This window comes from Paracoccus bogoriensis, assembly GCF_019431455.1.
Taxonomy (GTDB): domain Bacteria; phylum Pseudomonadota; class Alphaproteobacteria; order Rhodobacterales; family Rhodobacteraceae; genus Paracoccus; species Paracoccus bogoriensis.
The window spans coordinates 1-14,613 of the sequence record NZ_JAHYSR010000019.1; the positions used below are offsets into that span (position 1 = coordinate 1).

At 63.6% G+C, this 14,613-nt stretch carries 8 protein-coding genes; all 8 read right to left on the minus strand.

Going from position 1 to position 14,613, the window contains the following annotated elements; genetic code table 11:
* Positions 1–143: 143 nt before the first annotated feature.
* Positions 144–2,267, minus strand: coding sequence for an elongation factor G (fusA, locus tag KY389_RS10285; protein ID WP_219830851.1), 2,124 nt, complete (start codon positions 2,265–2,267; stop codon positions 144–146).
* A gap of 18 nt (positions 2,268–2,285) precedes the next feature.
* Positions 2,286–2,756 (minus strand): 30S ribosomal protein S7, encoded by a 471-nt coding sequence (gene rpsG / locus KY389_RS10290; protein WP_219830852.1) that lies wholly within the window; start codon positions 2,754–2,756, stop codon positions 2,286–2,288.
* Positions 2,757–2,768: 12 nt separating this feature from the next.
* Positions 2,769–3,140, minus strand: a complete 372-nt coding sequence (rpsL, locus tag KY389_RS10295) for a 30S ribosomal protein S12 (protein ID WP_022705687.1) — start codon at positions 3,138–3,140, stop codon at positions 2,769–2,771.
* Between the two features lie 257 nt (positions 3,141–3,397).
* The gene (locus tag KY389_RS10300) at positions 3,398–4,213 is read right to left on the minus strand and encodes a glycosyltransferase (protein ID WP_219830853.1); all 816 of its coding nucleotides are present in this window, start codon (positions 4,211–4,213) and stop codon (positions 3,398–3,400) included.
* Positions 4,210–5,148, minus strand: a complete 939-nt coding sequence (locus KY389_RS10305; protein ID WP_219830854.1) for a DMT family transporter — start codon at positions 5,146–5,148, stop codon at positions 4,210–4,212. Before KY389_RS10305 ends, KY389_RS10300 begins: the two co-directional genes overlap by 4 nt.
* Positions 5,141–5,992, minus strand: coding sequence for a glycosyltransferase (locus KY389_RS10310; protein WP_219830855.1), 852 nt, complete (start codon positions 5,990–5,992; stop codon positions 5,141–5,143). Before KY389_RS10310 ends, KY389_RS10305 begins: the two co-directional genes overlap by 8 nt.
* 163 nt (positions 5,993–6,155) lie before the next feature.
* Positions 6,156–10,364, minus strand: coding sequence for a DNA-directed RNA polymerase subunit beta' (rpoC, locus tag KY389_RS10315; RefSeq protein ID WP_219830856.1), 4,209 nt, complete (start codon positions 10,362–10,364; stop codon positions 6,156–6,158).
* Positions 10,365–10,414: 50 nt separating this feature from the next.
* Entirely contained in the window at positions 10,415–14,560 is a 4,146-nt protein-coding gene (gene rpoB / locus KY389_RS10320; RefSeq protein WP_219830857.1) for a DNA-directed RNA polymerase subunit beta, read from the minus strand.
* Between the last annotated feature and the right edge of the window lie 53 nt (positions 14,561–14,613).

Here is a 14,613-nt window from a genome sequence, read left to right on the forward strand (position 1 = left end):
GTCTTGCCGTGGTCAACGTGACCGATCGTGCCAATGTTGACGTGCGGTTTCGTCCGTTCAAACTTTGCCTTTGCCATGGAATGGCTCCTTGTTCGTCAATGCGTGTGGGTTAGCGGGGCCGAGGCCCCGCTGCAAGGTCAAGATCAGGCGTATTTCTTCTGGATCTCGTCCGAGATGTTCTGCGGCACGGCCTCGTAATGGTCGAACAGCATGGTGAACACCGCGCGACCCGAAGACATCGACCGCAATGTGTTGATGTAGCCGAACATGTTGGCCAGCGGCACGAAAGCGTCGATGACGTTCGCATTGCCGCGGGTGTCCTGTCCCCGGACCATGCCGCGACGGCTGGTCAGATCGCCGATGATCGAGCCCGTATATTCCTCGGGCGTGACCACCTCGACCTTCATGATCGGTTCGAGCAGTTTGGCGCCGGCCTTGCGCAGGCCTTCACGCATGGCCGCACGCGCGGCGATCTCGAAGGCCAGGACCGACGAGTCGACATCGTGGTAGGCGCCGTCCACCAGCGCAACCTTGAAGTCGATCACCGGGAAGCCTGCCAGCGGACCCGAATCCATGACCGACTTGATGCCCTTTTCGACGCCGGGGATGTATTCCTTCGGCACCGCACCGCCCACGATCCTGGACTCGAACGAATAGCCCTCGCCCGGCTCGGTCGGGGTGATCTCCAGCTTCACGCGCGCGAACTGGCCGGTCCCGCCGGTCTGTTTCTTGTGCGTATAATCGATCTCGGCCGGCTGGCTGATGGTCTCGCGATAGGCCACCTGCGGGGCGCCGATATTCGCCTCGACCTTGAATTCACGCCGCATCCGGTCAACGAGAATGTCCAGGTGAAGTTCACCCATACCCTTCATGATCGTCTGCCCCGATTCAAGATCGGTCTCGACGCGGAACGAGGGGTCTTCGGCAGCCAGACGCGCAAGAGCCAGGCCCATCTTCTCCTGGTCGGCTTTCGACTTCGGCTCTACGGCGATCTCGATGACCGGCTCGGGGAAGGTCATCGTTTCCAGAACGACCGGGTTCGACGGATCGCAAAGCGTGTCGCCGGTCGTCGTCTCTTTCAGACCCGCCAGCGCGATGATGTCGCCCGCGAAGGCTTCGTCGATCTCTTCGCGGTTGTTGGAATGCATCATCATCATCCGGCCGACGCGTTCGCGCTTGCCCTTGGTCGAGTTCAGCATCTGATCGCCCTTTTTCAGCACGCCCGAATAGATGCGCGTGAAGGTCAGCGAGCCAACGAAGGGGTCGTTCATGATCTTGAACGCCAGCGCCGAGAAGGGCTGCGCGTCATCGGCGCGACGCTCGATATTGCGGGTCTCGGTCTCGTCACCCGGCGCAAAGCCCATGTAGGCAGGCACATCCAGCGGCGAGGGCAGGAAGTCGATGACCGAGTTCAACAGCGGCTGCACACCCTTGTTCTTGAACGCGGAACCGGCGGTGACGGGGAAGAACGACAGCGACAGCGTGCCTTTGCGGACAAGGCTGCGCAGGGTTTCCTCGTCGGGCTCGTTGCCCTCAAGATAGGCTTCCATCGCAGCATCGTCCTGTTCGACGGCCAGCTCGATCAGTTTCGAGCGCCATTCGTCGGCCAGATCCTTCAGCTCGTCGCGGATGGGCTGACGAATCCAGCTTGCGCCGAGATCCTCGCCCTTCCAGACCCATTCTTCCATCTTGATCAGATCGACGATGCCTTCCAGCTTGTCTTCGGCGCCGATCGGGAGTGCGATCGGGCAGGGAGTGCCGCCGGTGCGATCCTTGATCATCTTGACGCAGTTGAAGAAATCTGCGCCGATCTTGTCCATCTTGTTGACGAAGACGATCCGCGGAACCTTGTAACGATCGGCCTGACGCCACACGGTTTCGGTCTGGGGCTCGACGCCCGCATTGGCGTCCAGCAGGCAGATCGCGCCGTCCAGAACGGCCAGCGAACGCTCGACCTCGATGGTGAAGTCCACGTGACCGGGCGTGTCGATGATGTTGAACCGGAACTTGGCATCCGACGTCCCTTCGGTGGTCGGATCTTCCTGGCGCTGCCAGAACGTGGTGGTCGCGGCAGACGTGATCGTGATGCCGCGCTCCTGCTCTTGCTCCATCCAGTCCATGGTCGCGGCGCCGTCATGCACTTCGCCGATCTTGTGCGACTTGCCGGTGTAATAGAGGATACGCTCGGTCGTCGTCGTTTTCCCGGCATCAATATGGGCCATGATGCCGAAGTTGCGGTAACGCTGCAGCGGATATTCGCGTGCCATGGTCTGAATCCTCTTGCCTTACCAGCGATAGTGGCTGAACGCCTTGTTGGCGTCGGCCATCTTGTGCGTGTCTTCGCGCTTCTTCACGGCAGTGCCGCGGCCGTTGACGGCATCGGCCAGTTCGCCGGCAAGGCGCTCTTCCATCGTGTTCTCGTTGCGCTTGGCCGCGGCGGCGATCAGCCAGCGGATCGCCAATGCCTCGCGACGGGTCGGGCGCACTTCGACGGGAACCTGGTAGGTGGCACCGCCGACCCGGCGCGAACGCACCTCGACCGAGGGCTTCACGTTGTCCAGGGCTTCGTGGAAGACCTCGATCGGCTCGCGCTTGAGACGGGCCTGAACGCGGTCCAGCGCGTTATAGACGATCCGTTCGGCAACCGATTTCTTGCCGTCAACCATCAGGTTGTTCATGAATTTGGTCAGCACGCGATCGCCAAACTTGGCGTCGGGCAGAACTTCGCGCTTTTCAGCGGCGTGACGACGGGACATTGATGCCTCTCCTTACTTCGGACGCTTGGCGCCGTATTTGGAACGACGCTGACGACGATCCTTGACGCCCTGTGTATCCAGCACACCACGCAGGATGTGGTAACGCACACCCGGAAGGTCTTTCACCCGGCCGCCACGGATCAGCACGACGCTGTGTTCCTGCAGGTTGTGCTTCTCGCCCGGGATGTAGGAGATGACCTCGAAGCCATTCGTCAGGCGGACCTTGGCCACCTTCCGCATGGCGGAGTTCGGTTTCTTCGGCGTCGTGGTGTAGACGCGCGTGCAGACGCCGCGCTTCTGCGGGCAGCCCTGAAGGTGCTGCGACTTCGAGCGCTGCACTTTCGGCTGCCGCGGTTTGCGGATCAGCTGTTGGATCGTCGGCATTCGGTTCCCCGTCTTGCTCTGTCAATACTCGCAACCAGCCGGTTGCGCCACTTCTCGACCGCATCCTGCGCGAATCGCAAAATGCCAAACCCGTCCGGCCCATGAAGGGCTGACGGGCATCATTCCAGAGGATCGGGGCTTTGCAGGGCCCGGATCGTGACCGCATTTGGTTCTGGCACCCGGACAGTCGCCTTCCGGGTAGCGGCGCTATATTGGGAATCGTGCAGAGTGTCAACCGCGCGCCCTGCCCCGCCAAGCTAGCGCAGATCGCGCGCCATTTGCCTGAGATCCGAACGCCGCAAGCCGAAGCGTTGGCGCAACTGGCGCCCTTGCTGATCCTCTGGCAGGTTCCAGGGAAGGCCCGGGCCCATCGAGCCGCTATCGCTGTCACAATGGATCGAACGGATGAACATCAAAGGCCGGTTGATCTGGACCCCCGGCATCCATTGCGCCAGCCTGGAATGGTCGTAATGCAGCGCAGTTTCGGGCGCGTCGGGGCGCAGGAAGATCGTCAACGCCACCCCCATATTGTGGCACAGACGCGGTGTCACGCTGATCTGCCCGGCCTCGACCTTCAGCATCAGGCCGCGCCCGTAATCCAGCGACAATCTGCCTTCGGCCTGCCAGAGGCCCTGGACAAGCGCGAAATCCTCGCGCGTGCGGGCGACGTAATCCAGCGCAACGGCGTCGTCGTCGTCATGCCGGAAATGCCCGATCACCTCGGCCGAAGGGTCGATATGGGGCGCAATCGCCGCATGGCAGGCCGCCAGATGTCGTTCCATCGGGGGGACGAGTTCCAGCCGCAGCTGCGGAATCTGTTGGCACAGATCGCGCAGACGCGACAGATAGGGCTCGGGCAGATCCGGTCCGGTCATCACGACCAGCGTGAAATCCGGGTCCGTCTGCGCGCGCCAACCCGGCAGGGCCAGCCGGGTGAACCAATGCCAGCGCCGCTCCAGCCGGGCGGAATCGTAGAGATAGGCCCGCCTTTCATCGTAACTGGAATGTTCGACCTGATAGCCGCGCAGACCCACATAGGAAAAACGGCACAGGCCCAGCATCTGCACCTTCATGCGCGTCGCCCCAATCTGCCTTCGCGCCAGATCGTGTAGATCCCCGCGCCCACAACAAGCGCCGAACCGGCCCAGGTCCAGGCATCCGGCCATTCACCAAAGACCAGCAGCCCCAGGATGATCGCCGCCAGCAGCGAGGTATAGCGAAAGGGCGCCACGGCCGAGATCTCGCCCACCCGCATCGCAGCGACCGCCGTGACATAGCCGACCGACAGGAACAGCCCGGACAGGCCCAGCAGTGCAAGCTGGCGCAGGCTCGGCGCCTGCCATCCCTGGAACAGGCTGAGCACGAGACCCATCGCCGTGACGGCGGCGGCGGCGTAGAAGGCGATCGTCGCCGAGCCGACCTGCGCGCCGAAGTTGCGCGTCACCAGATCGCGCAAGGCGACCAGCAGCATCGCCCCCAGCGCGACCAGCGACCAGATGCCAAAGGCCCCGGTGCCGGGCCGCAGGATCAGCAGCACCCCCGCCATGCCAACCAGCACCGCCGTCAATCTGCGCCAGCCGAGGCTTTCGCCGAAGAACAGCGCCGCCCCCAGCATGACCGCCAGAGGCAGGGCCTGCATGATCGCGGTCAGGTCCCCGATCGCCATGTGCTGCAAGGCGTTCAGGAACAGCACGGTCGAGCCCAGTTCGCCCAGCAGGCGCAGGCCCATCGGGCGGCGGGCCGTGCGGTCGATCCGCAGCCGCAGCCCGCCCTGGCGCTGCGCGAGCAGCGCGATCAGCGCCATCACGACCATCCCGCGCAGCGCGATCACCTGATAGAGCGGCAGGTCTTGCGACACGAGCTTGACCACCGCGTCATTGCAGGTGAACGCCACCATCGAGGCGCACATCAGCGTGGCCCCGCGCAGATTGTCTCCGGGCTTCAACGGCTCGGGGCGGATCGAGGCGGGCCGCACGCGGCGCAGGGGCGAGATGAGGGCCTTAGCCATTCCTGCCCTGCCCCTGCGCTGCGGCCGCCTTGGAGCCCTCGCCAAGCGCGGCAGCCAGCGCCGCGCGGTCCAGCCCGAAACGACGGCCAAGGATGTCGTCGATCTCGGCATCCTCGGCCTTGAGCCGGTTGCGACCGATCAGATGCCCGCCGCTGTCATTGACGTCGTGATGTCCCCTGATCCACATGGGGCGGTCCGGCATGGACAGGGTTGCGACCTTGGCCCAGACCTTGTCGTGCCGGTAGTTCATCGCGGACCGGACCGTGCCGCCGGTGAAATAGAAGCTCTGCGCCAGCCCCCAGTTCGGGGCCATCTCGCGGTGCAGGCGCAGCCCGCCATGCCGCCATTCGGCCACCAGACCGTTGGTGTAGTTTACCACGACAGGATGATGCGGGTTCAGCAATCGCTCGACCAGCCGGAAATCGGCGCGCACGCGGCGAACATAGTCCAGGGCGACCGCATCGTCGTCGTCCATCCGGAACTGCGCCACCACATCGGCCGACAGATCGGTATGGCGCGACAGGGCTTCGCGGCACATGGCGGCCTGACGGTCCGGGGACAATTGCTCCAGCCGGATCTGCGGGACGGCTTCGGCAATGGCGCGCAGGCGGCCGATCCACGGCTCTGGCAGATCAAGGCCGGTCGCCACGACCAGGGTGAAGTTCTGGTCCTGCTGCCAGATCAGAGGAGGAAGGCACAGGTTCTCGAACCAGGTCATCCGGCGCGACATGCGGTGGTCGTCGTAGAGGATGCGCCGGTTCGCGGCGAGATCGGTGCCCGTCGTCTGGAAATCGCCAGACGCCAGCATCGAGAAGCGGCAGAGCCCCAGAACCTGAATGCGCATGACTCCTCCGCCCTTGTGGTGGCGAGTATTGTCAGCGCGGCCCGAGGGTCAAGACGGGACCGCCGCAACGATAACGAGCCCCTTTCCGCCCGGCCGGCGCGCGACGGGGGTCAGCGAAAAAGGCCCGGCGCGGGGCCGGGCCTTTTGGCATATCCTGACGCGATCAGGCTTCGCTGTCGCTGCCAAACCCGGTCTCGGCCGGGGCCGCCAGAGCCGCCGCGGCCTCGGCCTCGGCGCGGCGCGCCTCGATCACCTTGGCATCGCGCTCCGCAGCGATCCGGCGCACACGGTTGGTCGCGCCGCCTGTGCCCGCCGGGATCAGGCGACCCACGATCACATTCTCCTTCAGGCCCACCAGCTTGTCGCGCTTGCCCTGGACGGCAGCCTCGGTCAGCACGCGCGTCGTCTCCTGGAAGGACGCCGCCGAGATGAAGCTGCGCGTCTGCAGCGACGCCTTGGTGATGCCCAGCAGGACCGGTTCGCCCTGGGCAGGACGCCCGCCGCGGGCCTCGACCTTGGCATTCTCCTCGGCGAACTCGTCACGCTCGACATGCTCGCCCTTCAGCAGCGTGGTGTCGCCGCTGTCGAGGATTTCGATCTTCTGCAGCATCTGGCGAACGATCACCTCGATATGCTTGTCGTTGATCTTCACGCCTTGCAGTCGGTAAACGTCCTGCACCTCGTCGATGAGATAATCGGCCAGGGCCTCGATCCCCATGATGCGCAGGATGTCATGCGGCGCCGGGTTGCCGTCCATGATGTAGTCGCCCTTCTGCACGAAGTCGCCTTCCTGCACCGGGATGTGCTTGCCCTTGGGCACCATGTATTCGACCGGCTCGACACCTTCCTCGGTCGGTTCGATGGTGATGCGGCGCTTGTTCTTGTAATCCTTGCCGAAGCGCACATAGCCATCGACCTCGGCGATGATGGCGTGGTCCTTGGGCCGACGAGCCTCGAACAATTCCGCCACGCGGGGCAGACCCCCGGTGATGTCCTTGGTCCGTGCGCCCTCGCGCGGGATCCGCGCGACAACGTCGCCCGCCCTGATTTCCTGCCCATCATCGACGGAAAGGATCGCATCGACCGACATCGGATAGCTGACCGGGTTGCCCTGGTCGTTGCGGACCGGCTCGCCGTTTTCATCCATGATGATGATTTCGGGCTTCAGGTCGCTGCCGCGCGGCGCGGAACGCCAGTCGGTCACGATCTTCTGGGTCATGCCCGTGGCTTCGTCGGTCTCATCGCGGACCGACAGACCCGACAGCAGATCCACGAAGCGCGCGATCCCGGCCTTTTCGGCGATGATCGGCAGGGTATAGGGATCCCATTCGAACAGCTTGAGCCCGCGCGTGACCTTGTCGCCTTCCTTCACGAACAGCTTCGAGCCGTAGAACAGCTTGTGACTGGCGCGCTCTTGCCCCTGCTCGTCAAGGATCCGCAACTGCATGTTGCGCGACATCACGATCTGTTCGCCATTGGCGTTGGTCAGAACGTTCTCGTTGCGGAAGGCAACGGTGCCTTCGTGCGAGGCGCTCTGGAAGGATTGCTGGCCGCCCTGCGCAATGCCGCCGATGTGGAAGGTCCGCATCGTGAGCTGGGTGCCAGGCTCGCCGATGGACTGGGCGGCGATGATGCCGACAGCCTCGCCGATATTGACCAGCGTGCCGCGGGCCAGGTCGCGGCCATAGCAGAGCGCGCAGATCCCGTCCTCGGATTCGCAGGTCAGGGCCGAACGGATGCGCACGCTCTGCACGCCCGCGGCCTCGATGGCGTCGGCCTTGCGTTCGTCGATCAGCTCGTTGGCGCGAACGATAATCTCGTCCGTGCCGGGGACCAGAACGTCCTCGGCCGCCGTTCGGCCCAGAACACGTTCGGCCAGCGGGCTGATCACCTCGCCGTCATTGACCGCCGCCGAAGCGGTGATCGCACGGTCGGTGCCGCAATCATGTTCGCGGATGATGCAGTCCTGCGCCACGTCCACCAGACGCCGCGTCAGATAGCCCGAGTTCGCCGTCTTGAGCGCCGTGTCCGACAGACCCTTGCGGGCGCCGTGGGTCGAGTTGAAGTATTCAAGAACGGTCAGACCCTCCTTGAAGTTCGAGATGATCGGCGTCTCGATGATCTCGCCCGAGGGCTTGGCCATCAGACCACGCATCCCGCCCAACTGCTTCATCTGGTTGACCGAACCGCGAGCGCCGGAATGGGCCATCATGTAAACCGAGTTCGGCTCCATCTCGGCGCCGTTCTCGTCCTTCTTGGTGGCCGAGATCGTCGCCATCATGGCCTCGGTCACGCGGTCGTTGCATTTCGACCAGGCGTCCACGACCTTGTTGTATTTCTCGCCCTGGGTGATGAGACCGTCGAGATATTGCTGCTCGAATTCCTTCACCTGCTCCTGGACTTCCTCGACGATCGACCACTTGTTGTCGGGCACGACCATGTCGTCCTTGCCGAAGCTGATGCCGGCGCGGAAGGCCTCGCGGAAGCCCAGACCCATGATCTGGTCGCAGAAGATGACCGATTCCTTCTGACCGCAATAGCGATAGACGGTGTCGATGACGTTCTGGATGTCCTTCTTGCGCAGCAGGCGGTTGACCAGATCGAAGGGCGCCTTGGCGTTCAACGGCAGCAGGGCACCCAGACGGATGCGGCCCGGCGTCGTCTCGTAGCGCTTGAGCACCTCGTTGCCGTTCTCGTCGATCTGCTTGATGCGCGCGGTGATCTTGGCGTGCAGATGCACCTCACCCGCGGCAAGAGCGTGTTCCACCTCGTCGATATTGGCGAAGGCCATGCCCTCGCCCTTCATGCCCTCGCGCATCATCGTCGTGTAGTAGAGGCCCAGAACCATGTCCTGCGACGGCACGATGATCGGCGCGCCGTTGGCGGGCGACAGCACGTTGTTCGTGGACATCATCAGGACGCGCGCTTCCAGCTGCGCTTCCAGCGACAGCGGCACGTGCACGGCCATCTGGTCGCCGTCGAAATCGGCGTTGAAGGCCGAACAGACCAGCGGGTGAAGCTGGATGGCCTTGCCCTCGATCAGGATCGGCTCGAAGGCCTGGATGCCAAGACGGTGCAGCGTGGGCGCCCGGTTCAGCAGGACCGGATGCTCGCGGATGACCTCGTCCAGGATGTCCCAGACCTCGGGGCGTTCCTTTTCGACCAGCTTCTTGGCCTGCTTGACCGTGCTGGACAGACCCTTTGCCTCAAGCCGCGAATAGATGAACGGCTTGAACAGCTCCAGCGCCATCTTCTTCGGCAGACCGCACTGATGCAGCTTCAGTTCCGGGCCGGTCACGATGACCGAACGGCCCGAGAAGTCCACCCGCTTGCCCAGAAGGTTCTGGCGGAAGCGGCCCTGCTTGCCCTTGAGCATGTCCGACAGCGACTTCAGCGGGCGACGGTTGTTGCCGGTGATGACGCGGCCGCGACGGCCGTTGTCGAACAGCGCATCGACCGATTCCTGCAGCATCCGCTTTTCGTTGCGCACGATGATGTCGGGCGCGCGCAGTTCGATCAGGCGCTTGAGGCGGTTGTTGCGGTTGATGACCCGGCGATAGAGGTCGTTCAGGTCCGAGGTCGCAAACCGGCCGCCATCCAGCGGGACCAGCGGGCGCAGTTCTGGCGGAATGACCGGAATGACCGTCAGCACCATCCATTCCGGACGGTTGCCCGACTCGAGGAACGACTCGACGATCTTCAGGCGCTTGATGATCTTCTTGGGCTTCAGTTCGCCCGTGGCCTCCTTGAGATCCTCGCGCAGTTGCTCGGCCGTGGCCGCCAGGTCGATATTGGCCAGCATTGCGCGGATCGCCTCGGCGCCGATATCCGCCTGGAAGGCGTCGGCGCCATACTGGTCCTGCGCGTCAAGGAATTCTTCCTCGGTCAGAAGCTGGCCATAGGTCAGATCGGTCAGACCCGGCTCGATGACAACGTAGTTCTCGAAATAGAGGATCCGCTCGAGATCGCGCAGCGTCATGTCCAGCATCAGGCCGATGCGCGAGGGCAGCGACTTGAGGAACCAGATATGCGCGACAGGCGCGGCCAGTTCGATATGGCCCATGCGCTCGCGGCGGACCTTTTGCAGCGTGACTTCCACGCCGCATTTCTCGCAGACGAGGCCGCGATACTTCATGCGCTTGTACTTGCCGCACAGGCATTCGTAATCCTTGATCGGGCCGAAGATGCGCGCACAGAACAGGCCGTCACGTTCGGGCTTGAACGTGCGGTAGTTGATGGTCTCGGGCTTCTTCACCTCGCCATAGGACCAGGCGAGGATTTCCTCGGGCGAGGCCAGCGAGATCTTGATTTCGTCGAACTGCCGCGGTTGGGCCAGCGGGTTCAGCGGATTGGTGGCAAGTTCCTGGTTCATTTTTCAATCCTTGAAAGGGGGCAGAGGGGGGTGGAGGAGGGCCTGCGCCCTCACTCCTCTTCCTCCGCATCCAGGAGTTCCATGTTGAGGCCCAGACCCCGGACCTCCTTGACCAGCACGTTGAAGCTTTCGGGGACGCCGGCCTCGAAATTGTCCTCGCCCTTGACGATGGATTCATAGACCTTGGTCCGGCCGGCCACGTCGTCCGACTTGACCGTCAGCATCTCTTGCAGCGTGTAGGCGGCGCCATAGGCTTCCAGCGCCCAGACTTCCATCTCACCCAAGCGCTGACCACCGAACTGCGCCTTGCCGCCCAGAGGCTGCTGGGTGACCAGGCTGTAGGGACCGGTCGAACGCGCGTGCATCTTGTCATCGACAAGGTGGTGCAGCTTGAGGACATATTTCATCCCCACCGTCACCTTGCGCGCGAACTGCTCGCCCGTGCGGCCGTCGAAGACCACCGACTGGCCCGAGGTGTCGAAGCCCGCCCGCATCAGCGCGTCGTTGACGTCCGCCTCCTTGGCCCCGTCAAAGACCGGGGTGGCAATGGGAACGCCCGTCCGCACGGTTTCGGCGTGCTCGCGTAGCGTCTCGTCATCCATGTCCGCGAAGGTTTCGGCATACATTTCGTCGCCGTAACCGTTCCGCATGGCGTCGCGCACAGGGGTCATGTCGCCGCTGCGCCGGTATTCCTCCAGCGCCTCGTCGATCTTGATTCCCAAGCCGCGCGATGCCCACCCCATATGGGTCTCAAGGATCTGCCCGACATTCATCCGCGAGGGCACGCCCAGAGGGTTCAGCACCAGATCGACGGGCGTGCCGTCGGCCAGGAAAGGCATGTCCTCGATCGGCACGACCTTGGAGACGACGCCCTTGTTGCCGTGACGACCCGCCATCTTGTCGCCCGCCTGCAGCTTGCGCTTCACGGCGACAAAGACCTTGACCATCTTCATCACACCCGGCGGCAGGTCGTCGCCCTGACGGACCTTCTCGACCTTGTCCTCGAAGCGCGCTTCCAGCAGCTTCCTCTGGGTGTCGTATTGCTGGTTCAGCGCCTCGACTTCCTTGGCCACATCCTCTTCGGAGACGGCAAGCTGCCACCACTGGCCGCGCGACAGCGTGCCCAGCAGTTCTTCGGTGATCTCGCTGTTCGGCTTGACGCCTTTCGGTCCCTTCACCGCAGTCTTGCCCAGGATCAGCGACTTGAGGCGCGCATAGATGTTGCGGTCCAGGATGGCCTGCTCGTCGTCCCGGTCACGGGCCAGACGCTCGACTTCCTCGCGCTCGATCTGCAGCGCGCGCTCGTCCTTGTCCACGCCGTGGCGGTTGAAGACGCGAACCTCGACGACCGTGCCATAAGCCCCCGGCGGCAGACGCAGCGAAGTGTCGCGCACATCGCTGGCCTTTTCGCCAAAGATGGCACGCAGCAGCTTTTCCTCGGGCGTCATCGGGCTTTCGCCCTTGGGGGTGATCTTGCCCACCAGGATGTCGCCCGGGCCGACCTCGGCGCCGATATAGACGATGCCGGCCTCATCCAGATTGCGCAGCGCCTCTTCGCCCACGTTCGGGATGTCGCGGGTGATCTCTTCCGGCCCCAGCTTGGTGTCGCGGGCCGCAACCTCGTATTCGTCGATATGGATCGAGGTGAACACGTCGTCGCGGTGGATCCGCTCGGAAATCAGGATCGAGTCCTCGTAGTTGTAGCCGTTCCACGGCATGAAGGCCACGACCACGTTCCGGCCGATGGCAAGCTCGCCCTGATCGGTCGAGGGACCATCCGCGATGACCTGACCCTTGACGACCTTTTCGCCCACCTTGACCAGCGGACGCTGGTTGATGGTCGAAGACTGGTTCGATCGCTTGAACTTCCGCAGACGGTAGATGTCCACGCCCGCGTCACCGGCGCCCAGATCCTCGGTCGCGCGCACGACGATCCGCTGCGCGTCTACCTGGTCGATGATGCCGCTGCGGCGTGCCATGATCGCGGCACCCGAGTCGCGGGCGACAATCGCCTCCATGCCGGTGCCGACAAAGGGCGCCTCGGCCCGCAGCAGCGGGACCGCCTGACGCTGCATGTTCGAGCCCATCAGCGCACGGTTGGCATCGTCGTTTTCGAGGAACGGGATCAGTGCTGCGGCCACCGAGACAAGCTGCTTGGGCGAAACGTCGATCAGATCGACGGCATCGACCGGATTCAGCATGAATTCGCCCGCCTGACGGGTCGAGATCAGCTCATCCACGAAGCGGCCTTCGGCGTCCAGTGTCGCGTTGGCCTGCGCCACCGTGTGGCGCATTTCCTCGGTCGCGGACATATAGACGACCTCATCGGTCACCCTGCCATCGACCACCTTGCGGTAGGGGGTCTCGATGAAGCCATATTTGTTCACGCGGGCATAGGTGGCCAGCGAGTTGATCAGGCCGATATTCTGCCCTTCCGGCGTCTCGATCGGGCACATCCGTCCGTAATGGGTCGGGTGCACGTCGCGGACCTCGAAGCCCGCGCGCTCGCGCGTCAGACCGCCCGGCCCAAGCGCCGAGAGGCGGCGCTTGTGCGTCACCTCGGACAGCGGGTTGGTCTGGTCCATGAACTGGGACAGCTGGCTCGAACCGAAGAATTCGCGCACGGCGGCCGCCGCGGGTTTGGCGTTGATCAGGTCCTGCGGCATGACGGTGTCGATCTCGACGCCCGACATGCGCTCGCGGATGGCGCGTTCCATGCGCAGCAGGCCGACGCGATACTGGTTTTCCATCAGTTCGCCGACCGAGCGCACCCGGCGGTTGCCCAGGTGGTCGATATCGTCGATCTCGCCCTTGCCGTCACGCAGTTCCACAAGGCCCCGGATACAGGCCACGATATCCTCGTGGCGCAGGGTGCGCTGCGTATCGGGCGCATCCAGGTCAAGCCGCATGTTCATCTTGACCCGACCCACGGCCGACAGATCGTAACGCTCGGCATCGAAGAACAGGCTGTCGAACAGGGCCTGCGCGGCTTCGACGGTGGGCGGCTCGCCCGGGCGCATGACGCGATAGATGTCCATCAGCGCGCCATCGCGGTTCATGTTCTTGTCGGCCGCCATCGTGTTGCGGATATAGGGGCCGACATTGACATGGTCGATGTCCAGAACCGGAACCTCGGTGATGCCGTTATCCAGCAGCACCTTCAGCAGGCCGCCCGACAGGTCGCCGTCCTTGTTGAATTCGGCGGTGATCTCATCACCGGCCTCGGCGTAGATAAAGCCGGTCTGATCGTTCACGATGTCCTTGGCGATGAAGCGGCCGACAATGCGGTCGAAGGGCAGCAGCAGGTTCACCTGCTCGCCCGAATCCAGCAGCTTCTTGACCAGACGCGGCGTCACCTTGTCGCCCGCCTTGGTGATCACCTCGCCGGTATCGGCATTGACCAGGTCAAAGGCCGGACGGGTGCCGCGCACGCGCTCGGGGAAGAAGCGCGTGACCCAGCCCTGCTCGCGCCCCGCGCGGCGCAGGGAGTAGTTCACCGTCTGATAGAAGGCATCCATGATGCCTTCCTGGTCCATGCCCAGGGCATAGAGCAGGGTCGTCACCGGAAGCTTGCGGCGGCGGTCGATGCGCGCAAAGACCAGATCCTTGGCGTCGAACTCGAAGTCCAGCCACGAGCCGCGATAGGGGATGATCCGGCAGGCGAACAGCAACTTGCCCGAGCTGTGCGTCTTGCCGCGGTCATGGTCGAAGAACACGCCGGGCGAACGGTGCATCTGGCTGACGACGACCCGTTCGGTGCCGTTCACGATGAAGGTGCCGTTCTGGGTCATCAGGGGCATGTCGCCCATATAGACATCCTGCTCCTTGATGTCCTTGACCGATTTGGCGCCGGTATTCTCATCCACATCGAAAACGATCAGACGCAGCGTGACCTTCAGCGGCGCGGCATAGGTCATGTCGCGTTGCTGGCATTCGTCCACGTCGTATTTCGGCTTTTCCAGCTCGTATTTCACGAATTCCAGAACTGCGGTCTCGTTGAAGTCCTTGATCGGAAAGACCGACTGGAAGACACCCTGGATGCCCTCTCCGTCGTGGTGGCCCGTGCCCTCGCCCGAGTTCAGGAACAGGTCATACGAGGATTTCTGAACCTCGATGAGGTTCGGCATCTCGAGAACTTCGCGGATATTGCCATAATAGCGCCGGATGCGCTTCTGGCCGACATAGGACTGCGCCATGGGGTCTTGTCACCTTTCGTCTTCGCGCGGCCGGGTCGGGGCCCCCGGAACGC

Bases quoted from the DNA above. Each gene is read 5' to 3' on its own strand.
- rpsL (WP_022705687.1), bottom strand. From the start codon at position 3,140: ATGCCGACGATCCAACAGCTGATCCGCAAACCGCGGCAGCCGAAAGTG.
- KY389_RS10305 (WP_219830854.1), bottom strand. From the start codon at position 5,148: ATGGCTAAGGCCCTCATCTCGCCCCTGCGCCGCGTGCGGCCCGCCTCG.
- rpoB (WP_219830857.1), bottom strand. From the start codon at position 14,560: ATGGCGCAGTCCTATGTCGGCCAGAAGCGCATCCGGCGCTATTATGGC.
- fusA (WP_219830851.1), bottom strand. From the start codon at position 2,267: ATGGCACGCGAATATCCGCTGCAGCGTTACCGCAACTTCGGCATCATG.
- rpoC (WP_219830856.1), bottom strand. From the start codon at position 10,364: ATGAACCAGGAACTTGCCACCAATCCGCTGAACCCGCTGGCCCAACCG.
- KY389_RS10300 (WP_219830853.1), bottom strand. From the start codon at position 4,213: ATGAAGGTGCAGATGCTGGGCCTGTGCCGTTTTTCCTATGTGGGTCTG.
- rpsG (WP_219830852.1), bottom strand. From the start codon at position 2,756: ATGTCCCGTCGTCACGCCGCTGAAAAGCGCGAAGTTCTGCCCGACGCC.
- KY389_RS10310 (WP_219830855.1), bottom strand. From the start codon at position 5,992: ATGCGCATTCAGGTTCTGGGGCTCTGCCGCTTCTCGATGCTGGCGTCT.